18 protein-coding genes are annotated in these 22033 nt (G+C 73.9%); 9 read left to right on the forward strand and 9 right to left on the reverse strand.

Annotated features, from left to right (window positions below; translation table 11 throughout):
• Nucleotides 1-60 precede the first annotated feature (60 nt).
• Together MRBLML1_RS07460 and MRBLML1_RS07465 are read left to right on the forward strand one after the other, a co-directional pair.
• Nucleotides 61-324, forward strand: coding sequence for a mycoredoxin (locus MRBLML1_RS07460; RefSeq protein WP_364513686.1), 264 nt, complete (start codon nucleotides 61-63; stop codon nucleotides 322-324).
• A gap of 131 nt (nucleotides 325-455) precedes the next feature.
• The gene (locus tag MRBLML1_RS07465) at nucleotides 456-815 is read left to right on the forward strand and encodes a hypothetical protein (protein ID WP_364513689.1); all 360 of its coding nucleotides are present in this window, start codon (nucleotides 456-458) and stop codon (nucleotides 813-815) included.
• Between the two features lie 51 nt (nucleotides 816-866).
• On the opposite strand, the gene nudC is transcribed toward MRBLML1_RS07465, so the two are convergent.
• The 4 genes from nudC to MRBLML1_RS07485 form a co-directional block, all read right to left on the reverse strand.
• The gene (nudC, locus tag MRBLML1_RS07470) at nucleotides 867-1778 is read right to left on the reverse strand and encodes an NAD(+) diphosphatase (protein WP_364513692.1); all 912 of its coding nucleotides are present in this window, start codon (nucleotides 1776-1778) and stop codon (nucleotides 867-869) included.
• Between the two features lie 67 nt (nucleotides 1779-1845).
• A complete protein-coding gene (locus tag MRBLML1_RS07475) occupies nucleotides 1846-5076 on the reverse strand; it encodes an ATP-dependent DNA helicase (protein WP_364513696.1) in 3231 nt (1076 codons plus the stop codon).
• 11 nt (nucleotides 5077-5087) lie between these two features.
• Nucleotides 5088-8324, reverse strand: a complete 3237-nt coding sequence (locus tag MRBLML1_RS07480; RefSeq protein ID WP_364513699.1) for an ATP-dependent helicase — start codon at nucleotides 8322-8324, stop codon at nucleotides 5088-5090.
• Nucleotides 8325-8383: 59 nt separating this feature from the next.
• Complete coding sequence (locus tag MRBLML1_RS07485) at nucleotides 8384-8788, reverse strand: cupin domain-containing protein (protein WP_364513702.1); 405 nt, start codon at nucleotides 8786-8788, stop codon at nucleotides 8384-8386.
• Nucleotides 8789-9293: 505 nt separating this feature from the next.
• On the opposite strand from MRBLML1_RS07485, the gene MRBLML1_RS07490 reads away from it, so the two are divergent.
• Both MRBLML1_RS07490 and tpx read left to right on the forward strand, forming a co-directional pair.
• Nucleotides 9294-11765 (forward strand): SCO7613 C-terminal domain-containing membrane protein, encoded by a 2472-nt coding sequence (locus tag MRBLML1_RS07490; RefSeq protein WP_364513705.1) that lies wholly within the window; start codon nucleotides 9294-9296, stop codon nucleotides 11763-11765.
• 47 nt (nucleotides 11766-11812) lie between these two features.
• On the forward strand, nucleotides 11813-12304 hold the full coding sequence (gene tpx / locus MRBLML1_RS07495; RefSeq protein ID WP_364513707.1) for a thiol peroxidase: 492 nt from the start codon (nucleotides 11813-11815) through the stop codon (nucleotides 12302-12304).
• 21 nt (nucleotides 12305-12325) lie between these two features.
• Here the strand turns inward: tpx and MRBLML1_RS07500 are convergent, their stop codons facing one another.
• Nucleotides 12326-12625, reverse strand: coding sequence for an MGMT family protein (locus MRBLML1_RS07500; protein WP_364513710.1), 300 nt, complete (start codon nucleotides 12623-12625; stop codon nucleotides 12326-12328).
• A 295-nt stretch (nucleotides 12626-12920) separates the two neighbouring features.
• Between MRBLML1_RS07500 and MRBLML1_RS07505 the strand changes: the two genes are divergently transcribed.
• The gene (locus MRBLML1_RS07505; protein ID WP_364513713.1) at nucleotides 12921-15176 is read left to right on the forward strand and encodes an immune inhibitor A domain-containing protein; all 2256 of its coding nucleotides are present in this window, start codon (nucleotides 12921-12923) and stop codon (nucleotides 15174-15176) included.
• A gap of 69 nt (nucleotides 15177-15245) precedes the next feature.
• On the opposite strand, the gene moeZ is transcribed toward MRBLML1_RS07505, so the two are convergent.
• Nucleotides 15246-16454, reverse strand: coding sequence for an adenylyltransferase/sulfurtransferase MoeZ (moeZ, locus tag MRBLML1_RS07510; protein ID WP_364513716.1), 1209 nt, complete (start codon nucleotides 16452-16454; stop codon nucleotides 15246-15248).
• A 181-nt stretch (nucleotides 16455-16635) separates the two neighbouring features.
• On the opposite strand from moeZ, the gene MRBLML1_RS07515 reads away from it, so the two are divergent.
• The 4 genes from MRBLML1_RS07515 to MRBLML1_RS07530 all read left to right on the forward strand — a co-directional run bounded on the left by MRBLML1_RS07515 (nucleotide 16636) and on the right by MRBLML1_RS07530 (nucleotide 18938).
• Nucleotides 16636-17292: a TetR/AcrR family transcriptional regulator gene (locus MRBLML1_RS07515; RefSeq protein WP_364513719.1), complete on the forward strand. Its 657-nt coding sequence runs from the start codon at nucleotides 16636-16638 to the stop codon at nucleotides 17290-17292.
• 95 nt (nucleotides 17293-17387) lie between these two features.
• A complete protein-coding gene (locus MRBLML1_RS07520) occupies nucleotides 17388-17615 on the forward strand; it encodes a DUF3107 domain-containing protein (RefSeq protein ID WP_364513722.1) in 228 nt (75 codons plus the stop codon).
• A gap of 123 nt (nucleotides 17616-17738) precedes the next feature.
• A complete protein-coding gene (locus tag MRBLML1_RS07525) occupies nucleotides 17739-18548 on the forward strand; it encodes a PP2C family protein-serine/threonine phosphatase (protein WP_364513725.1) in 810 nt (269 codons plus the stop codon).
• Nucleotides 18549-18566: 18 nt separating this feature from the next.
• On the forward strand, nucleotides 18567-18938 hold the full coding sequence (locus tag MRBLML1_RS07530) for a hypothetical protein (protein WP_364513728.1): 372 nt from the start codon (nucleotides 18567-18569) through the stop codon (nucleotides 18936-18938).
• Nucleotides 18939-18942: 4 nt separating this feature from the next.
• Here MRBLML1_RS07530 and ligD (MRBLML1_RS07535) read toward each other — a convergent pair whose 3' ends face one another.
• Genes ligD (MRBLML1_RS07535) through lhgO form a run of 3 tightly spaced genes read right to left on the reverse strand, consistent with a single transcriptional unit; the run spans nucleotide 18943 to nucleotide 21982 of the window.
• On the reverse strand, nucleotides 18943-19860 hold the full coding sequence (gene ligD / locus MRBLML1_RS07535) for a non-homologous end-joining DNA ligase (RefSeq protein ID WP_364513731.1): 918 nt from the start codon (nucleotides 19858-19860) through the stop codon (nucleotides 18943-18945).
• Entirely contained in the window at nucleotides 19860-20780 is a 921-nt protein-coding gene (gene ligD, locus MRBLML1_RS07540) for a non-homologous end-joining DNA ligase (protein WP_364513734.1), read from the reverse strand. The genes ligD (MRBLML1_RS07535) and ligD (MRBLML1_RS07540) overlap by 1 nt, the downstream gene beginning before the upstream one ends.
• Nucleotides 20781-20788: 8 nt before the next feature.
• Complete coding sequence (gene lhgO / locus MRBLML1_RS07545; RefSeq protein ID WP_364513736.1) at nucleotides 20789-21982, reverse strand: L-2-hydroxyglutarate oxidase; 1194 nt, start codon at nucleotides 21980-21982, stop codon at nucleotides 20789-20791.
• Nucleotides 21983-22033 lie beyond the last annotated feature (51 nt).

Consider the following 22033-nt stretch of genomic DNA (forward strand, 5'->3'; position numbering starts at 1 on the left):
CTAGGTTGGGGTGGAGAAGGTCGCGCGGGTCCGCGCGGTTCCCGGCAGAGAGGTCGATCGATGTCCGACGCCCAGTTCGTCATGTACACCACCCCGTGGTGCGGCTACTGCAAGCGGCTCAAGAGCCAGCTCGACCGCGAGGGCATCGCCTACGACATCGTCGACATCGAGCAGCAGCCGGAGACCGCCGCCATCGTGGAGTCCGCCAACAACGGCAACCAGACCGTGCCGACGCTGGTCTACACCGACGGCACCGCGCAGACGAACCCCAGCGTCGCGCAGGTCAAGGCGAAGCTCGACGAGCTGGAGCAGCTCGGCGCCTGAGCGCCGCGCAGGCGCGCCGCCCCTGAGCGCCGCGCGGCGCACTGTGGGGCAAGCCGGTCGCGGGCATTGACACCATGGATCACATGGCGTCAATTGGTGTGTGACATCACCTACCCACAGGAGTGCGAACCATGAAATCGGGTTCTCGTATCGCCCTCGCATCGATCGCGACAGCTGTCGCTGTCATCGGCACCACCGCCGGCCCGGCGTCCGCGTCGGACGGCCCGTTGATCTCGACCGGTCCCTCGTCAGCGAAGTACTACGGGGCGACCGACACCTTCCGGCTCTGCGACGGCAGCGCGACGAACGGCGCCCGGGTGGAGTGGGAGACCCTGTCGCTCTCGGGCAGCCACACCAACACCAGCGACACCTGCAGGAACTACGACCACGCGTTCGTGAAGGGGACCAGGGTCAGGTACCGCGTCTGCGACGTCCGCCCGAACGGCCCCGACCCGTGCAGTGCGTGGGTCGTCGGCTACTCCGACTCCTGAGCGCAGGTCGCCGGTCCATCGGGCCTGGTGACCCTCGGCGGGGGTCGAGGGTCACCAGCTGCCGGGCAGCGTCCCGCCGTACCAGTCCTCGATGAGCGAACGGCTGATCGAGACCCCGCCCGGCAGGACCAGGGAGCCCTCCTCGGCGCGGCTGCGCATCTGCTCGCGGGTGAACCACTCCGCCTCCTCGACGTCGGCGTCCTCGAGACGGATCTCCTCGCCGACCGCGCGGCCGTGGAAGCCGATCATCAGGCTGGCGGGCAGGGGCCACGGCTGGTTGCCGAAGTAGGTCACCTCACCGACGACCACGCCGGTCTCCTCCAGCACCTCGCGCCGCACCGCGTCCTCCAGGGTCTCCCCCGGCTCGCAGAAGCCCGCGAGCGTGCTGAACCGGCCCTCCGGCCAGCTCGCCCCACGCCCGAGCAGGCAGCGCTCGTCCGGGCTGCCCGGCTCCCCTGCCGCGATCAGCATGATGACGGCCGGGTCCGAGCGCGGGAACTGCGGCTTGCCGCACTGGGTGCAGACCAGCTCGTGGCCCGCCGCGCGCGCGACGAGCGTGCCCCCGCAGCGCGGGCAGTGACGGGTCGCCCAGTGCCACTCCGCCAAGCCCATGGCGTGAAAGACCAGCGGCGCCTGGCGGACCGCGTCGCCGCCGAGGTGCGGCAGCAGGCCCCGCAGCGGGAGCCAGCGGTCCGGCTCGGCCTTCGCGACCTCACCGGGCACGATGACCGCCCACCACGTCGTACCGTCCCGGTCGCCGAGCAGCACCCGTAGCCCGTCCGGCACGTCCGCGCTCGGCAGCCACTCCAGGCCGCCGTCGCCCGGGCGCACCCGGGTCCCCGCGATCACCAGCACGCGGCTGGCCGGGTCCTCCCAGCGCTCCTGCAACCAGGCGTCGTCAGTACGGAGCAGGCCCTGGCGGTCGTGCGGATCGGCAACCAGGGACAGGTGCGGGAAGGTCACGTCCCGACTCTAGGACCGGCGTGCGCACGTCGTCCGACAGGGTGCCCGTCCGCACCGAGCGGTGGTCTCAGCCCAGCAGCGCCTCGATCCCGGTGCGATCGGGCAGGTCATCGGGCAGGACGAGCCGGCCGCTGCGCACGTAGTGGAAACCGGCCCGGACCTGGTCGAGCGGGATGCCGCGCAGCTCGGACCAGGCCAGCCGGTAGAGCGCGAGCTGGAGGGGGTCGGCGTCCTGGCGGGTGCTGGTCTTCCAGTCGACGACGAGGAAGCCCCCGTCGGGCTCGGCGTAGACGGCGTCGATCCGGCCGCGCACCACCTGCCGCCCGCCGCCGGCCGTGCTCAGCACCAGCGCGAACGGGGCCTCGACCGCGAGCGGGACCCGCGATCCGAACGGGCCGTCCTCGAACCGGGCGACGAGCTCCTTGAGGTCGCCGTCGTCCTCGATGCCGGCGTCACCGCGTCCTTCGAGCTCGTCGGGCTCGAAGAGTCCCTGCTGCCCGAACCTGGTCTCGACCCAGGCGTGGAAGCGGGTGCCGAAGCGGGCGGCCGGGGCCGGTGGGCGAGGCATTGGCCGGGCCAGCTCGCGGGCGAAGGCCTCGGGGTCGTCGCGCAGCCGGCCGAGCGCGGTCGCGGACAGCGAGGCGGGCAGCGCCACACTCACCTCGGTGGTGCCCTGGGCCCCGGCGAGGCGGGCCTCGGTGAGCAGCTGGTCGATCTCGGCGTCCCACTCCGCGACCCGGGCGGCAGTGACGATGTCGAGGTCCGGGTCGGGCCCCTCGGGATCGGCGGCGAGCACCCGCGCGGCCGCCTCGCGACGCAGGCGCGCCTCCTCGCCGTAGCCCTCCACGGGCCAGGGCCGGGCGGGGTCCTCGGCGGCGTACGGGTTGTCCGCGCCCTTGCCCGGGCGCAGCAGCCAGGGCTCCGGCGGAGTGCCCCAGGCCTCGAGGCGCTCCCGCACCACCTCCTGGTACGACGAGGGCCCGTACGGCGTCTTGCGCGGCCCCCACTGGAAGGAGGTCACCGCGAGCCGGTGGGCGGCGCGGGTGAAGGCGACGTAGCCAAGGCGGAGCTCCTCGTCGGCCTCGTGCGCCTTGGCGCGGGCGCGGTAGTCGTCGAGCGCGGCCTTGTCGAAGCCCGCGAGCTGCGGCAGGTCGGCCGCGTCGCCGCGCAGCGGGGCCGGCAGGACCGCCGGCGAGGAGACCCACAGCGTGCGCCCCTGGGCCGACGGGAAGCGCGACTCGCACACGCCGACGCAGAACACGGTGTCCCACTCCAGCCCCTTGGAGCGGTGGACCGTCAGCAGCTTGACCGAGTCGGCCTCGGTGGGGGTGGCGATGTCGAGGCCGTTGCCCTGGTCGTCCTCGGCGGTGAGGTAGGCCAGCAGCGCCGGCAGGGTCACGTCGCCGTCGACGGCCTGGAAGTCGGCGACGGCCTTGACGAACAGGTCGAGGTTGTCGCGGCGGGCACCGGCGGCCGGGCTGATCGCGGACGCGAGCTCGACGTCCACGCCGGTGACGTCGACGATGCGGCGGACCAGGTCGAGCAGCGGCTCACCGACGGCCGCCCGCAGGAGGCGCAGCTCGTCGCGGAGCAGACCGAAGCGCTCCAGCGCCTCGGCGGAGTAGGCCCCCTCCCCCGGGTCGGCCAGTGCGTCGTCGAGGCAGGCGATCTCGGCCGGGTCGATGCCGTCGGCGATCGCGACCAGCTGCTCGCTGACCGACACCGTCTCCTCGGCCCGTCCGCGCCGCCCGGCCAGCTCACCGGCCCGCTGTCCGAGCAGGCGCAGGTCCCGCGCCCCGATCCCCCACCGCGGGCCGGCCAGCAGGGTGAGCAGCGCGGCGTTGTCGGTGACGTCGTGGAGCAGCCGCAGCACGGCCACCACCTCGGCGATCTCGGGCAGCCGGAGCAGGCCCGAGAGACCCACGATCTCGACCGGCACTCCGGCCTGCGTCAGCGCGTCGAAGACCAGCTCGGCATGCGCGTTGTCCCGGGTCAGCACCCCCATCCGGGCCCAGTCGCCGGGCTCCCCGCCGTGGGTCGCGCGGACCGCGTCGGCCAGCCACGCCAGCTCCTCGCGCTGGGTCTCGAACACCTGCGCCTCGACCACGCCGTCGGCGGCGCCCTCGGGCGCCCGCAGCCGGGCGACCCCGGCACCGCGGGACTCCAACGCGTCGTAGAGCGGCTCGGCGAGGTGGCTCGCCACCTCCAGGATCCGCCGGTCGGAGCGCCGGTTGATCGTCAGCGGGTGCGACCGCGGAGAGCCCGCCGATGTCGGGAAGGTGTCGGCGAAGTTGAGGATGTTGGCCACCGAGGCCCCGCGCCAGCCGTAGATCGCCTGGTTGGGATCGCCCACGGCCGTCACCGCGTGGCCGAGGCCGTGCGCGGGATCCGGCCCGGAGAACAGCCGCGACAGCATGATCGCCTGGGCGACGGAGGTGTCCTGGTACTCGTCGAGGAGGACCACCTTGAACCGTCCGCGCTCGGCCTCGCCGACCTCCGGGCGCTCGGCCGCGAGCCGGGCACCGAGCTCGATCTGGTCGGAGAAGTCCATCAGCCCGAGGTCGCGCTTGAGCCGCCGGTACGCCGCCACGAGCTGCAGCAGCTCCGCTCTCCGGTCGATCGCGGAGATCGCCTTGTCGACGGCCTCGACGTAGGTCTTGCGGGCCTTGTCGGCGAGCTCCTCGGCGCGGGCCCGCTCGAAGCCGCGGCGGGCCTCGGCGTCGTGGGCGAGCACGCGCTGCGGGGCGACGAGGTGCTCGCTCATCGCGGAGTCGAGGGCCAGCAGGTTCTGGATCGCCGTTTCGGGGTGGTCGGTGAGGTGCTCGATGTCGCCGGTGAAGCGGTCGACGGCGCGGGCACCGAGCTGGTAGCGGGCGGCGTCGGTGACCACCCGGGTGTCGGGCTCGTGCCCGATCCGCAGGCCGTGGTCGGTGAGCAGCCCGGCGGCGTAGGCGTTGTAGGTCGCGACGGTCGGCTCCAGCACCTCCTCGCCGTCGGCGCCGGTCGCGTCGAGGTCGAGCGCGCCGGCGTCGCGCAGGGCGGTGCGGATCCGCTGGCGCAGCTCGGCGGCCGCCTTGGTCGTGAACGTCAGCCCGAGCACCTCCTCGGGGCGCACCTGGCCGGTCAGCACCAGGTAGACCACCCGCGCCGCCATCAGCGTCGTCTTGCCGGAGCCGGCGCCGGCGATCACGACCGCCGGCTCCAGCGGCGCGCTGATCGCCGCCCACTGCTCCTCGCTCGGCGGGAAGTCGGCCTGCATCGCGCGCTGGAGGTCGGCCGGGGTGTCGATGCGGAGCACGGGACCCTGCGTCACTGGGCCACCACCGATCCGGCACTGCGCGCCGGGCAGAGCGAGACGAAGGTGCAGGTGCGGCACTGCTGTCCGGCCACCGCCGGGAAGCGCTCCTCACGGATCAGCGAGGCGGCGTGCGCCAGCCGGGCGCGCAGCTCGGCGCGCTCCGGGCCGTCCTCGTCCTGCACCGGCTGGGGCTGGACGGTCGCGTCCGGCCCCCCGCCGGTCAGCCCGAGCTGGACCAGCTCCGCGCCACCGGCCCGGTGCCGCGGCAGGGCGGGGTCGACGTCGAGGGCGCCGTGGTCGACGGCGTACTGGTAGAGCGCGAGCTGGACGTGGGTGCGCACCGAGGTGTCGCTCGGCTTGCCGCGTCCGGTCTTGAGGTCGACCACGACGACCCGGCCGTCGGCGTCGAGCTCGACCCGGTCGGCATAGCCGGTCAGCTGGACCCGCTCGCCGTCCACCTCGACGACCGTCGAGAAGCGCTCCTCGCGACCGACCAGCTCGCGCGGGTTGGCCTCGTGCCAGTCGACGAAGCGCTCCAGCGCCGCGCGGACCCGGTCGTGCTCACGCTGCTTGGACCAGGGCGTGCGGAAGTCGAGACGGTCCCAGACCTCGTCGACGTAGGTCATCAGGGCGTCGGGGTCGGGCGGCGCGTCACCGGCGGCCACCCGCTCGGCCAGGGCGTGCACCAGCTCTCCGAGGTTGGCCGACTGGTGGGCACGGCCGGCGCCGCCGGCCTCCCGGGTGAGGAACCACTGCGTCGGGCAGACCGCCAGCGCCTCCAGCATGCTCGCCGAGATCGGCACCGGCCGGTCGGCCTCACGCACGGGCTGCTCGGACCTGCTGATCGCGCGGGTGCCCCACCAGGTGCCGGGGTCGGCGGCCGGCACCAGCGCGCGACGCCCGAGGCGCTCCCCCGACAGCCGCGCCAGGCGGCGGGCGGCGGCGTCGCGCAGGCCGGAGTCGGCCTCCGGGTCCGCGACAGTACGACGCAGCTCGGCCACCAGGCCGTCGAGCGAGAGCGGTCGCGGAGGGCGGCCGACGACGTGCTCGACCGTGCTGCCGAGCTCCTCCAGGAACCGGGAGGGCTGCTCCCCCTCGTCCTCGCTGGAGCGGACCGCGGTGACGACGAGCCGCTCGCGCGCCCGCGTGCACGCGACGTAGAAGAGCCGGCGCTCCTCCATGAGCAGCTCGCGGGTGGAGATCGGAGGCAGCACCCCGTCGGTGCCGATCCGGTCGGCCTGGAGCAGGGTCGAACGGCGGCGCAGGTCGGGCCAGCCCTCCGCCTGCACGTGCGCGACCACCGCCAGGCGCCACTCGAGGCCCTTGCTGCGGTGGGCGGTGAGCAGGCGGACCGCCGCGCCCCGGGCACCCCGCTCCGCCAGGGTGTCGGCGGGGATCTCCTGCTGCACGAGCTCCTCGAGGAAGGGCTGCACGCCGAGGTGCTCGCGGCGCTCGCCGGCTCGCGCGGCGATGTCGAAGAGGGCGCAGATCGAGTCCAGGTCGCGGTGCGCGCGCCGGGCGGCCCCGCCCCCGGACTCCACCGAGCGGCGCAGACGCTGGGGCCAGGTGGTGCCGGACCACAGCTCCCAGAGCAGCTCCTCGGCGCCGGCCCCGGACTCCAGGCCGGTGCGGGCCCGTGCCAGCAGCTGGGCCAGGGCCCGCGCCCGGTCGACGTCCGGCCCCTCCAGCCCGTCGAGGAAGGAGCCGTCGAGGACGGCGAGACGCACCAGCGCGCGCGAGCTGCGCGGCGTGCCGCCCGCGGCCTGCACCGCGTCCTTCTCGCGCTGGCGCAGCACCCGCGCCAGGCGTCGTACGTCGCCCGCGTCGAGACCGCCCAGGGGCCCGGTGAGCAGCGCCTCGGCCCGTCCGGCGTCGACGTGCTCGACGTCCTCGGGGTCGTCGTTGCCGGCGTTGACGACCGCACGCAACGCGTCGAGCAGCGGCAGCACCGCGGGGTCGCGGACCAGCGGCACCTCGTCGCGCGCCACCTCGACCGGGACGCCGGCCGCCCCCAGCGCGCGGCGCAGCGGGCCGATGCTGGCCCGGCCCGAGCGGACCAGCACCGCCATCTCGTCCCACCCGATGCCGTCCTCCAGGTGCGCCCGGCGGAGCAGGTCGGCGAGGTGCTCGGACTCGGCCCGCTCGGTGTCGAAGGTGCGCACCTGCACCTGGCCGCGGCCGTGCGGGCCGGGCGCCGCCTCGGGCGCGAGGAAGATCGCGCGCGCGGCCTCGGGGATCGTGCCGGGCAGGCCGATCCGGCCCGCCACCCGCTGGGCGGGCGCGAGGATGCCGGGCCCGAACCGGCGGATCGTGCGCAGCGCGACGACCTCAGCCGGCCGGCCGTCGGCCTGCGGGAACTGGGTCGGGAACTCCAAGATCCCGCGCACCTCCGCGCCCCGGAAACCGTAGATCGACTGGTGCGGGTCGCCCACCGCGACCAGGTCGCGGCCGTCACCGGCCAGCGCGCGCAGCAGCGCGACCTGCCCGGGGTCGGTGTCCTGGTACTCGTCGACGAACACGTGCCGGAACTGCGCGCGCAGCTCGGCGCGGTTGGCCTCCGCCTCGATCACGGCACGCCGGATCAGGTCGGCGTAGTCGGTGGCACCGAGGCTGTCGAGGGAGTCGAGGTACTGCTCCAGGAAGAGCCCAGCCGCGACGTACTCCTCGATGCCCTCGGCCTCGCCCAGCCGGCGCAGCTCCTCGCCGTCGAGCCCCTTCTCCCGGGCCCGGCCGAGCACCGCGTGCACCTCGCGCGCGAAGCCGCGGGTGGCCGTGGCCTGGCGGAAGCGGTCGGGCCAGGTCACCGACTCGGGGTGGTCGGCGAGCAGCTCGCGCAGCACCACGTCCTGCTCGGGCGCCGACAGCAGGCGCAACGGAGCCTCGTAGAGCTCGGCCGGTGCGTAGCGCCGGACCAACGCGTAGGCGAAGGAGTGGAAGGTCGCACTGAGCTGCTGGCCGGTCGTGCGGCCCAGCCGTGCGCTGACCCGGTCGCGGAGCTGGTCGGCGGCCTTGCGCGAGAAGGTGAGCGCGAGCACCTCGTCGGGCCGGGCGCCGCGTCGCTCGATGCGGTCGACGACGGCCTCCACGAGCGTGGTCGTCTTGCCCGTGCCGGGACCGGCGAGCACGAGCAGCGGACCGCCCGGGTGCGCGACGACGCGGCGCTGCTGCTCGTCGAGCTCCGGCACAGGCCCCGGTGGCGGTCCCGCCCGGAGGACGTACCGCGCCGGCGTGCTGCTCCCCTTCTCCACGGACGCCACTCAACCACCAGGGTCCGACGGAATCCCGGGGGCGTCCGGTGGGAGGCGCCTCAGGCGAGCTCGAAGTCGGCGAAGTCGAAGCCCGGGGAGACCAGGCAGCTCACCAGCGCGTCGGCGTCGGACGGCACGGTCCGCTGCCAGACCCCCGCCGGCACCAGGGCCTGCGGCTCGCCGGGCCCCACCTCCACCCGTCGTACGACGCCCGGCCGCGCGCCGTCGCCCCCGAGCTCCACCGTGACCGTCCCGCTGTGGGCCAGCCACAGCTCGTCGGAGCGGACCCGGTGCCAGGCCGAGGACTCCCCGGCCGGCAGCAGGAAGTAGATGAGCGTCGCGGTCGGGCGGACCCGCCCGTCGGGCAGCGTGACGGTGGTGGGCGCGGCCCAGGTCTGGCGGTACCAGCCACCCTCGGGGTGCGGGAGCAGGTCGTGGCGCTCGGCGAGCGGCGGTCGGTCCATGGGGCCAGTCTGCCGGGTGCTTCCTCCACAGGTGGTGGACGGAGCTGGGGAGGAAGCCCGGCTTTCTGTGGAGGCAAGACGGCGTGTCTGTGGACGACACGCCGATGATCGGTGGAGGAAGAAAAACCCCCGAAAAACCAGGGGAAAACGCTTGCCAACGCTGCGGCGACGGGCGTAGAACTTCTCCCACGCACTCCTCCGGGAGAGCGGGATCCGCCGGAAGGCGAGGATCCGCACGGCCATGACGGAGCCCTTCGGGGCGAGGTCGAGGCGGCCCCTCACGGGGACGCCGGCCGCGCGAGCCGGGTGACGAGGCTCGCGGGATCCGAGCAGCAGGCGGGTGGACCGGGAGCGTCACCAGTACCGGTCACCCGAAGGGCCCTTGTGACTCATACTCACGAGGGCCCTTCACCTTTTTCCACCACCCGGGACTGAGTACCGGCACTCAGCACTGCTGAGTCCGCGCACGATCCCCGCCGGCGCCGTCACCTGACGGAATGGGTGCATGCGCTACGCCGACCCGACGCTCTGCCCCGACTGCCGCTCCGCGCTCCCCACGGGCGCCCCGGTCTGCCCCGCCTGCGACCTGCTGGTCCGGCACCCGGTGGCCGTCGACCTGTTCCGCACGCTGCGCCGCGCCGACGAGCTCGTCGGCGCGCTGCGCCGGGCCAGCGACGCCTTCCACGACGTCCCGGCGCCCGCACCCGTCGCCGCTCGCGCGAGCAGCCTCGGCGGGCCGCTGGTCCCGCCGGGCACGCCGCCGCCGGACACCCGGGCGGCGCTGCCGCCGTACCCCGCGCCGGCGCCCACGCCCGCTCCTGCGCGCACCGGTGTCACCTCCTCCTCGGTCCCGAAGATCCTGCTCGGCCTCGGCGCCTTCTGCCTGCTCGTCGCGGCGGTCGTCTTCCTCGCCGTCTCCTGGTCGGCGCTCGGCGTCGGCGGGCGGACGGCGGTGCTCGGCGGGCTCACCCTCGCGGCGGGCTCCGGCGCGCTCCTGCTGCACCGCAGCGGGCTGCGGATCGCCGGTGAGTCGCTCGTCGTCGTGACCCTCGGGCTGCTCGCGCTCGACGTCGTCGGCGCCGGGGCCGCCGGATGGCTGGGCGGGTCCGGCGACACGACCACCCTGGCGACCGGGCTCACCGTGCTGGTGGCCTCGGTGCTCCTCGCCCTCGCCCGGCTCGGCGACCAGCCCCGCCTGGTCGCGCCGCAGGTGATCGCCGGCATCGCCCTCGTCGTCGCCTGGTCCGGCCTCGCCCCGCTCACCGGCCACCCTCTCGTCGTCGCGCACGTCGTCACCGCCGCCGCGATCGGCCTGGTCCTGCTCGGCCGTACGACGGGCCTGGTCCCGCTGCAGTGGTCGACCGCGGCCGCGGGCGCCCTCGCCGCCGTCGGCGTCGCCGTCGCCGCCACCACGGACGCGCTCGTCTCCCCCGGCCTGCACCAGCTCTGGGCCGAGGGCTCCGGCTGGTCGCTGCTCGTCACCGCCGCCGTCCTGCTCGCCCCCGGCGCCGTGCTGCGGCACCGCGCGCTCGCCCTGGCCGGCGCGAGCGGCGCGGCGATGGTGGTCACCCTGGTGCTCACCCTGCCCTGCGTCGACTCCGACACCACGACGGTCAACCTCGTCGCCCTCCTCGTCAGCGCCGTCTGGGTGGGCGCGCTGGCCCTGCTCCCCCGCACCGTGCGGGTCGTGGCGGTCGCGCCCTCCGTCCTCGGCGGCACGGTGCTCGCCGCTCTGGCGCTCGTCACCCTCACGGTCGCGGCCGGCCGCTGGGGCAGCGACACCCACGCCTTCGCCCATCCCCTGAGCACCCGGATCGGCGGCCCCGACCCGGTGACCGAGCCGCTCCTGCTGGTCCCCTCGCTGCTCCTCCCGCTCGCCCTCGTCTCGCTGCTCGCCACCGGCCCGCGCCGGGCGTGGCTGCAGGCCGCCGGCGTCACGACCGCCCTGGGCCTGGCCGCCACCCTGGCGTCGTACGACGTCCCGCTGGCGCTGCCCGTGACCGTCGTCGTGCTCGCCGCGATCGGCGCCGCGGCCGCCCGCACCAGCGCCCTCGCGGTGGTGGCCCTCGTGCTCGCCGCCGCGGCCACCGTGGCCGCGCTGCCGAGCGCGGCGCTGACCGGGCTGGTCGCGGCCGCCGGCACGGTGCTCGCCCTCGGGCTCGCGCTGATCGGCCGCACGGCGCTCGCCCGGGCCGCCGGACGGCTCGCCGCCGCGCCCCTGCTCGCGGCCACGGTGATCGCGGTCGTGCACCTGGCCGGGGGCGGGGCGGCGTGGTTCGCCGTACCGGTGCTGGTGGCGGTGGGCGTCCTCGCGATCGCGCTCCCCGAGGTGGAGGTGGAGGTGCCGGCCGTGCTGACGGCGCTGCTCGTCCTCAGCCCGTCGTACGCCGCCACCACCGACCCGGCCGGACTGGCCGCGCTGTGGCTGACCGTCGCCGGCTGCCTGGCCTCCGCGACCGCACTGGTGCACGCGTCGCGCCGTCCGGTCGCCTGGGCCGGCTCGGCCCTGCTCCTGCTCGCCAGCTGGGTGCGCCTGGCCGACCTCGGGGTGCACGCGCCGGAGGCCTACACGCTGCCGCTCGCGGCCTCCCTGCTCGCCGTCGGCGGGTGGCGGATGCAGCGCTCGCCCCGGGTCGGCACGGCCGAGGCCCTGCTGCCCGGCCTGCTGCTCGGGACGGTGCCCTCGCTGCTGTGGGTGCTCGGCGACCCGGTCTCGCTGCGGGCGCTGGTGCTGGGCGCAGCCTGCCTGGTGCTCACCGTCGCCGGTGCCGCCGCCCGCTGGAGCGCGCCGCTCCTGGTCGGCGCGAGCGTCGGTGCGATCGTGGTGCTGCGCGAGCTCGGTCCCTACGCCGGCGACTTCCCCAAGTGGGTGTGGATCGGCCTGGCCGGCCTGCTGCTGACCGCGGTCGGGATCACCTGGGAGCGTCGCCTGGTCGAGGTACGACGCGCGGTCGGCCTCCTCGGCCGGCTCCGCTGAGCGGACCGCGGCACCGGGGCGGGGACGGACCTGCTAGACATCTGGACATGGCTACCACTGCACTCGGGGACACCCCCGTCCACACCGTCGGCGAGCTCCCGGCCGTCGGCGCCCCCGCCCCGGCCTTCGACCTGGTCGGCTCCGACTTCGCCGCCGTCTCGCTGCCGCAGGGCCAGCGCGCCGTGCTCAACATCTTCCCCAGCGTCGACACCGGCGTCTGCGCGGCCAGCGTCCGCAAGTTCAACGAGCTCGCGGCCGGCCTCGACAACACCACCGTCATCAACGTCTCGCAGGACCTGCCGTTCGCGCAGGCCCGCTTCTGCGGCGCCGAGGGCATCGAGAACGTCACCACCGCCTCGGGCTTCCGCACCTCCTTCGGCGAGGACTACGGCGTGAAGCTCACCGACGGCAAGTTCGAGGGCCTGCTGGCCCGCGCGGTCGTCGTGGTCGACACCGACGGCACCGTCCTCTACAACGAGCTGGTCCCGCAGATCGGCACCGAGCCCGACTACGACGCCGCGGTCGCGGCCCTGGGCTGATCCACCCGGGCTGAGCCGCGCTCAGTCCCCCGTCGCGGGATCCCAGAAGGCCCGCGTCATGTCGAGGCCCCCGCTCCCCCGGAGCGGGGTGCCCTCGGCGAGGTACGTCTCCCGCGCCCGGTCGTCGTGGCTCGGCGGGAGCGTCCCGTCGGCGCGCACGACGCGCCACCACGGCACCGGCCCCCCGTAGCGGGCCATCACCGAGCCGACCTGTCGGGGCCCGCCGCCGGCCACCGCCGCGAGCGCGCCGTAGGTCGTCACCCGCCCGGGCGGGATCCGCTCGACCAGGTCGAGCACCGTCTCGACGTACCCCTCGTCCACGGGGCCATTGAACACCGCGCACCCGAGCGCCGCGGACGCCGAGAGCCCCGTCCGGCGGGACGGGGCTCTCAGGTGCTCCCTCGGTGCAAACAACGCCTGTGGAGTTGCCTGGACCAACGACGAGCACGGGCCACGGTTACGTGCGGTGCTGGTGGGACGACGGGCTTGCCTCATCTTTGTGCAGACCTCGTGCCACATCTTTGTGCAGCGCCCTTGTCACGCCACCAGATCTCCGGTGGGGTACCCCACGGTGCCGAGATCGTCCGGTGCCCCGGACCTGACTCGGAGGACCCACGTGAAGAAACTGGCATGCGGTCTCGCGCTCGGCGCCACCCTCGCGCTCGGCGGGAGCATGCTGCACCCGGCGGAGGCCAACCCCTCGGTCGACGGCACCAGCCACCCCACCACCGTCAAGCCGCAGCGCGACGACCGGCCCGGCCCCCGCACCGCGGAGGAGCGCGCGAAGAAGCGCAAGGCCCGTGCGCTGATCGACGCGGGCAGCGCGAAGGCGGTCCAGCGCGCCGACGGCGGTGCGACCGTCAAGCTCGGCGCCGGTGACTACGTCGAGTTCCCGGTCGAGAAGAGCGAGCGGATCCTCACCATGCTCGCCGGCTTCGGCACCCAGGGCACGCCGGAGCTCGGCACCGACCCCGGTCCGCAGCCCAACCAGATCCCGCAGCCGGACCCGGCGAAGGACAACTCGACGTACTGGGTGCCTGACTTCGACGTGGCCCACTACGACCAGATGTTCAACGGCGACGGCGAGTCCTTCCGCAACTACTACAAGAAGCTGTCGAGCGGCCGCTACGACCTCAGCATCACCACCGAGGACTGGGTCACCGTGCCCGGCAACGCCTCGACGTACGGCGACAACACGGTCGAGAACAAGGGCGGCGCCTGGAAGTTCATCGCCGACACCGGCAACGCCTGGTACGACGCGCAGGTCGCGGCCGGGAAGACGCCCGCCCAGATCGACGCCTACCTGGCGCAGTTCGACGTGTGGGACCGCTACGACTTCGACAGCGACGGCGACTTCAACGAGCCCGACGGCTACCTCGACCACTTCCAGGCGGTGCACGCCGGCGGCGGCGAGGACGGCGGCTTCGGCGAGGACGCGATCTGGTCGCACCGCTGGTACGTCAACGGCGACCTCGACGGCAAGGTCGGACCCGCGGTCGGCAGCACCCGCAACCTGTCCGGCGGCGCCCGGATCGGCCAGTCGAAGTACTTCATCGGCGACTACACCGTGGAGCCGGAGAACGGCGGCCTCGGGGTCTTCACCCACGAGTTCGGCCACGACCTCGGCCTGCCCGACTTCTACGACACCACCAACACCGGCGAGAACAGCACCGGCTTCTGGACGCTGATGTCGGCGGGCTCGTGGTTGAGCCACGGCCACGAGAACGGCACCACGCCGAGCCTGATGGGCCCGGAGGAGAAGCTCTTCCTCGGCTGGCTCGACTACTCCGAGGTGAAGGCCGGTCAGCAGGGCAGCTATCGCCTCAACCCCTCGCAGAACACCGTCTCCGGCCAGGACCAGGCGGTCAAGGTCGACCTCCCGGACAAGACCACGGTCACGACGTACACCAAGCCCAAGAAGGGCAAGCACGCCTGGTACAGCGGCTCGAGCAACAACCGGCGTGCCACGCTGACGCGCGCGGTGCCGAAGAGCCCGTCGGTCCGTGTCGACGCCGACCTCTGGTACGACACCGAGGTGGACTACGACCACGTCTACGCCGAGTACTCCCTCGACGGCACCGAGTGGATCGAGCTCGCCAGCTTCGACGGGAAGTCCGACTGGGCGCACCACACCTGGACCTACAAGCCGGGCGGCAAGGCCTCGCAGTTCCGGATCCGCTACCGCTCCGACGGCGGCACCAACGGCGCCGGCGCCTTCGTCGACAACGTGGTGATCAAGGGCAGGGGCAAGCCGTTCAAGGACGGCGCCGAGAGCGCGCGGACCGGCTGGAAGACCTACGGCTTCAGCCGCTCGACCGGCACCGAGACGAAGGTGACCCCGCGCTACTACCTCCTGGAGAACCGGCAGTACGTCGGCTACGACACCACCCTCCAGCAGGGCCCCTACCAGTACTCCGAGGCCATCACCCGGCCCAAGTGGGCCGAGCGCTTCCCCTACCAGAACGGCATGCTCGTCTGGCTGGTCGACCTCGCCTACGCCGACAACAACACGACCACCCACCCGGGCGTCGGCTACGCCCTGCCGGTGGACGTGCGGCCGGACTCGCTGACCTACCCCGACGGCACCAGCCCGAGCAACCGGCGTGAGCCCTTCGACGCCACCTTCGGGCTGTCCGCGACGGACCCGGTCTGCCTGCACAAGCAGGTCGCCACGGCCAGCGGCTACGACACCCTGGCGGCGTGCGCGCCCTCGTCGCCGGGCGTCGCGTCCTTCGACGACACCGACCCGGAGGCCTACTGGACCGCGACCAACCCGACCAACTCGGTCAAGGTCGCCGGTGCCGGGGTGAAGGCCACCGTCACCGCGGAGAACGCCGACGGCTCGATCACCGTCGACGTCCGCAACCCCTGACGCCGGGGAACAGCAGGGCCCCGCGATCCACTCTCCCGGATCGCGGGGCCCTGTCCCGTGTGCGAGGACTCAGTACGACGGCTGGCTCGGGTCGATCTGGTTGACCCAGGCCACCACGCCGCCACCGACGTGCACCGCGTCGTCGTAGCCGGCGCCCTTGACGATCGCCAGGCACTCGGCCGACCGGACACCGCTCTTGCAGTGCAGGACGAGCTGCTTGCCGGAGTCGACGGGCGGGAGCTGCGACAGCGCGTTGCCGTTGAGGAACTCACCCTTGGGGATGAGCACCGCGCCGGGGATGTGGTTGATCTCGGCCTCGGCGGGCTCACGGACGTCGACGAGGACGAAGTCACGGCTGCCCTCCTCGCGCTCCTTGAGCAGGGAGGCGAGCTGGGTGACCGAGATGGTCGCGTCGACGGCGGCGTCAGCGGCCTCCTCGGAGATCGCGCCGCAGAAGGTCTCGTAGTCGATCAGGCCGGTGACGGTGGGGTTCTCGCCGCACAGCGCGCAGTTGGGGTCCTTGCGGACCTTCAGCTTGCGCCACTCCAGCTCCAGGGCGTCGTAGATGACCAGCTTGCCGATGGCCGGCTCGCCGGCGCCGATCAGCAGCTTGATGGCCTCGTTGACCTGGATCGAGCCGATCGAGGCGCACAGCACACCGAGCACACCGCCCTCGGCGCACGAGGGGACCATGCCCGGCGGCGGCGGCTCGGGGTAGAGGCAGCGGTAGCAGGGCGCGTCGTCGGCCATGGTGGGCGCGAAGACCGAGGCCTGGCCGTCGAAGCGGTAGATCGAGCCCCAGACGTAGGGGATGCCGAGGAAGTACGCCGCGTCGTTGACCATGTAGCGGGTCGCGAAGTTGTCGGTGCCGTCGACGATCAGGTCGTAGCCCTTGAACACGTCGAAGACGTTGTCGTTGTCGAGGCGCTCCTCGTGCAGCACGACGTCGACCAGCGGGTTGATCTCGAGGATCGACTCCTTGGCGGACAGGCCCTTCGGCTTGCCCAGGTCCGACATGCCGTGGATGACCTGGCGCTGGAGGTTGGACTCGTCCACCTCGTCGAACTCGGCGATGCCGAGCGTGCCGACGCCGGCCGCGGCCAGGTAGAGCAGCGCGGGGCTGCCGAGGCCGCCGGCGCCGATGACCAGCACCTTGGCGTTCTTCAGCCGCTTCTGGCCGTCCATCGCGACGTCCGGGATGATCAGGTGCCGGCTGTAGCGGCGTACCTCGTCGATGGTCAGCTCGTCGGCCGGCTCGACCAGCGCGGGAAAGCTCACGGGATCTGCTCCTCAGTCTTCGGTGCGGCGCGGGGATGGTCTCGGCGAGAACGCTGCCGGACGCCCGGGTGTTCCCCGCCCTCCCATGGTCCCCGGCCCGCCCAAGCCTCCCGCGCCACGTCCCACCCGCTGGACGGGGCTCGGCGCCGGGCTCGCGGCTACCAGCGAGTAGGCTCGGGGGGTGGTGACGGAGCAGTTCGACCTGGACGAGACACGACCGCGCGGCGTACGGCTGCCGCGGCGGGAGCGACGCGCGCAGCTGTTGGCCGCCGCCCTCGAGGTGTTCGTCGCGCAGGGCTACCACGCGGCCGCGATGGACGACATCGCCGAGCGCGCGGGCGTGTCCAAGCCGGTGCTCTACCAGCACTTCCCCGGCAAGCTCGAGCTCTACCTCGCCATCCTCGACGCCGCCTGCGACGCGATCATCGACAACTGCCGCAAGGCGCTGTCCTCGACCCAGGACAACAAGCAGCGCGTGGCAGCGGCGATCGACGCCTTCTACGCCTACGTCGGCCACGACACCGGCGCCTTCCGGCTGGTGTTCGAGTCGGACCTGACCAACGAGCCGGCGGTGCGCGGGCACGTCGACCGGGTCACCACCGAGTGCGCGGAGCTGATCGCGGCGGTCATCGAGGACGACACCTCGCTGCCCCCCGCGGCCTCGCAGCTGCTCGCCGTCTCCCTGGTGGGAATGGCCCAGGTCAGCGCACGGTTCTGGATGACCGACACCGACGGCGGCCTCGCCGGTCTCACCCGGGACCAGGCCACCACGCTGGTGTCCGGCCTGGCCTGGCGCGGCATCGGTGGCTACCCGCTCACCGACGAGAACGAGGCGTGAGACGGGCCTGAGCCGTCGTACGACCGCCGGCTGACTAGGCTGGCGACGCGAACGACCCGCAGGCGCGGGCCGTCCCCCGGACCGAGGAGAGAACCATGACCGTCGAGGTCAAGATCGGTGTGCAGAACACCGCCCGCGAGCTCGTGATCGAGACCGACGAGACCAACGACGGCGTCACCGCGCTGGTCTCCGAGGCGCTGGCCAACGACGGCGTGCTCACGCTGACCGACACCAAGGGCAAGGTCACCGTCGTCCCCGTCGCCAAGCTCGCCTACGTCGAGATCGGCCGCAGCACCAGCGGACAGGTCGGCTTCCGCTCCTGACCGCCGGGTCGATCGCGCGGGGTCATCGGGAACCCCGAGCCACCTCCCAGCCGTTGCACAGGTGCAGGAGCGAGGCTCGGCGGTGACCCGCCGGGGTCGCCGTGCCGACCGGGAGGTGCCTTGATGCTCCAGTTCCGCTTCGCCGCGCTGAGCGAGACCGGTCCGGTGCGCGAGCACAACGAGGACGCCGGCTTCGCCGGTCCCTACCTGCTCTGCGTCGCCGACGGGGTCGGCGGCGCCGCGGCCGGGGAGATCGCCTCCGCCACCACCGCCTACGTCGTCAGCGCGCGCTCCCTCGCCGCACCCGGCTTCGACCCGGACCGGCTGCTGCGCGCGGCGGTCTCCGAGGCGCACGGCCAGCTCGCCACGGGCGTCGCCGCCGACCCGTCCCGCACCGGGATGGGCACCACGCTGACGGCGATCCTCACCGACGGCCTGCACACCGCGCTGGCCCAGGTCGGCGACTCGCGCGCCTACCTGCTCCGCGACGGCACGCTCACCCAGCTCTCCCACGACCAGACGCTGGTCCAGGCCTGGGTCGACGCCGGCCGGCTCACCCCGGAGGAGGCCTCCGCCTCGCGCTACAAGAACGTCGTGCTGCAGGCGATCGACGGCGAGCACGTGCCCGCGCCGGTCGTGCAGCCGCTCGACCTGCGCGCCGGCGACCGGCTGCTGCTGTGCAGCGACGGGGTCAGCGACGTGCTCCCCCACGCGCGGGTCGCGGCCCTGCTGACCGGCGACTCGCTGAGCATGGCGGCCGAGCGGCTGGTCCGCACCGCGATCGCGGTGGGAAGCCGCGACAACGTCTCCGCCGTGGTCGCCGACGTCGTCGACGCCCCCGCGGTGGTGGGCACCGGGCTGATGCTCGGCGCGGGCAGCGACCTGGGCAACGTGGTGGACCCGGTCGCCGTACGACCGCTGCGCTCGGCCTGAGGGCCCTACACTGGAGGGGTGAGCACGAAGCGGGTCCACGAGTACGCGCGCCTCTGGGTGCCGCTGTACGACGCCGCCGCGCTCACCGTCACCCGTCCGGTCTACCTGATCGAGGCCGCCGACGGCTTCGAGGGGATCGCCGCGGAGAAGAACACCACGCTGATGGGTCTCTTCGACGAGCTGGGCCGTGAGGGCTGGCGGATCGAGCAGACGGCGCAACGGGTCAGCCACGCCTCCCCCGAGATCCAGCTGCTCATCGACGCCACCCTCGACGAGGCCGACCACGCCACCGCCCCCGACGAGCTCGCCAGCGCGGTGGGCACCGGCGGCGACCCGGCCGGCGCGGTGAGCGAGTTCGACGTCTACCCGATGCGCCGCCGGGTGCGCTGAGGGCTCAGCCGAACAGGTCGCCGTAGGTCTCCACGCGTTCGAGCACCTGGGCCATCGAGAACTGCTCCAGGCCGAGCGGGTCCTCGGCCCCCGCCTCGACCTCGTCCCAGCCGATCGGGGTGGCGACCTGGGGCCGCGTCGTCCCCCGCAGCGAGTACGGCGCGACGGTGGTCTTCGAGCCGGCGTTCTGCGACCAGTCGAGGAACACCTTGCCGCGGCGCCGGGACTTGGTCATCGTGGCGGTGACGAGGTCACCGTGCGCGGCCTGCAGCTCCTCGGCGATCTCCTTGGCGAGCTCGCTGGTCTCCGCCGGCGGCAGCGGCTCGCCGAGCGGGGCGTAGAGGTGCAGGCCCTTGCTGCCGCTCGTCACCGGCAGCGCGTCGAGGCCGCGCTCGGCGAGCGCGTCGCGGGCCAGCAGGGCCACCGTGCAGCACTCGTGCAGCCCGGCCGGCTCGCCGGGGTCGAGGTCGATGACGACCCGGTCCGCACCCACCGGCTCGTCGTCCTCGTCGACCGTCCACTGGTGCACGTGCAGCTCCAGCGCGGCCAGGTTGACCGCCCACACCAGGGTGGCGAGCTGGTCGATGATCGGGAACCTCAGCGTGTCGCCGTGCCGGCTCGGGCCGCGGCTGCCGGTGGTCGGCACGTCGGCCGTGCGGACCCAGGACGGCGTGCCGGCCGGGGCGTTCTTCTCGAAGAAGCTCTTGTCGCCGACCCCGTGCGGCCACCGGATCCGGGTCACCGGCCGCCCGGCGAGGTGCGGCAGCAGCACCGGCGCCACCCGGGCGTAGTAGTCGAGCACCTCGCCCTTGGTCGTGCCGGTCTGCGGGTAGAGCACCTTCTCCAGGTTCGTCAGCCGCAGCGTGCGGCCCTCGACGTCGACGTGCACCTCGGTCTGCGGGTGCTCGGGCTTCTTCGGCATCAGAGGTCCTCCGGGGTGAGGTCGGTCCGCACACCCTGGTACGACGGCTGCCGCAGTCGCGCGTAGCCGAGCCCGTGGGTGTCGACGTCCACCACGACCACCGGCTCGACCCAGGTGGTGCCGGTGGCGTCGATCCGGGGCACCTCGTCGGCGAAGGGCGTGGCGGTGCGGGTCAGCGGCGCGAGCAGCTCGGTGAGCAGGCGCGACTGCTTCGCGCCGATGCCGCTGCCGACCCGGCCGCGGTAGAGCAGGCCCTCGGCCGTCGGCTCCCCCACCAGCAGCGCGGCCAGCCGGTCGCTGGTGCCGGTCTGCGGGCGCCAGCCGCCGATCACGAAGGAGCCGCGGTGGCGGTGCGCCATCTTCTGCCAGTGCGGCGTGCGCTGCCCCGGCCGGTACGTCGAGTCGACCCGCTTGCTGACGATGCCCTCCAGCCCCTGGGCGCGGGTGGCGTCGCGGAGCATCGCGCCGTCGTCGTACTCCTGCGGGACCTGCCAGCCCGAGCGGCCCAGGTCGAGGTCGAGCAACCGGCGGCGGCGCTCGTGCAGCGGGAGCCCGCAGAGGTCCTCGCCGTCGAGGCGGAGCAGGTCGAAGACCATGTACGTCGCCGGGACCCGCTCCGCGAGCCGGGCCACGGTCGCCGCCTTGCGCACGTGCATCCGGTCGGCGAGGACGCGGAAGTCGGGCACCCCGCGCTCGTTGAGCGCGATGATCTCGCCGTCCAGCAAGCTGTCGCGGCCGACGACCGGCGGCACGGTGAGCTCGGGCCAGGCCGGCGTGATCCGGTTGCCGTTGCGGCTGGTCAGGGTGACCTCGCCGTCGACGTTCGCCAACGCCCGGACGCCGTCCCACTTCACCTCGTGCCGCCACTCCTCCCCCGGCGGCACGGAGGTGCCGGGCGTGGCGAGCATCGGCAGCAGCATGGGGCCCATCATGCCGAGAAGATCGCGTCGACGACGTGCTCGGCGATCGCCAGGCTCGACGTGGCGGCCGGCGAGGGCGCGTTGCGGACGCTGGTGACGCCGTGGGCGTGCTCGATCCGGAAGTCGTCGACGAGGGTGCCGTCGCGCTCGACCGCCTGCGCCCGGATGCCGAAGCCGGCCCGCTCGACGTCCGCCGGCCCGATGTCCGGCACGTAGCGCTGCGCCGCGCGCAGGTAGGCCCGCACCGACAGCGAGCCGCGCACCTCGGTGACCCCGGTGCGCCAGTGCCGCCCCGCCATCCGCCAGAAGCCGGGCCAGGTGACTGTGCTGGCGAGGTCCGCGGCGCTCACCGAGCGACGGCGGTAGGCGTCGCGGTGCGGTGCCAGGACGGCGTTCGGGCCGACCTCCAGGCCACCGGCGACCCGGCGGGTGAAGTGCACGCCGAGGAAGGGGTAGCGCGGGTCGGGCACCGGGTAGACCATGCCGCGCACCAGCGCCTCCTTCTCCGGCCGCACCCGGAGGTACTCCCCGCGGAAGGGCACGATCCGCGGGTCCGCACCACCGCCGGCCAGCCGGCCGAGCCGGTCGGACTGGAGCCCGCCGCACAGCACCAGCCGGTCGACGTCGTACGACGTGTGCGGGGTCGTGACGCGCACCCGGCCGCCGGCCCGCTCGATCCCGGTCACCGGGCTGGCGCAGCGCACCTCGCCCCCGGCGACGCCCACCTCGGCGGCCAGGCTGCGGGTGATCGCGACGTAGTCGGTGATCGCTGTGTGCGGCGAGTGCAGGGCCGCCAGCCCGGCGGCGTGCGGCTCGACCTCGGCGAGACCGGCGGGGTCGAGCCGCCGCAGGCCGGGGACGCCGTTCTCACGCGCGGTGCGCTCGAGGGCGTCGAACCGGGCCGTCTCGGCGGGGTCGACGGCCACGACGACCTTGCCGCACTCGTCGTAGGGCAGGCGGTGCTCGGCGCAGTAGTCGCGCAGCAGCAGCCGGCCGCGGGTGCACAGGGCGGCCTTGAGGCTGCCGGGCCGGTAGTAGATGCCGGCGTGCACGACGCCGGAGTTGTGACCGGTCTGGTGCTGGCCGACGCGGGCCTCCTTCTCCAGCACCAGCACCCGCGCACCGGGGCGGCGACGGGTGATCTCGCGGGCCACGGCGAGGCCCACGATCCCGCCGCCGACGATGCCGAAGGTCTGGTCCATCCCGACATGTTCGCAGGCGGCTGGCGAGGGTCCTCAGGGGTACCCTCGGCA

Source organism: Nocardioides sp. LML1-1-1.1, from assembly GCF_040676175.1.
Lineage (GTDB): Bacteria > Actinomycetota > Actinomycetes > Propionibacteriales > Nocardioidaceae > Nocardioides.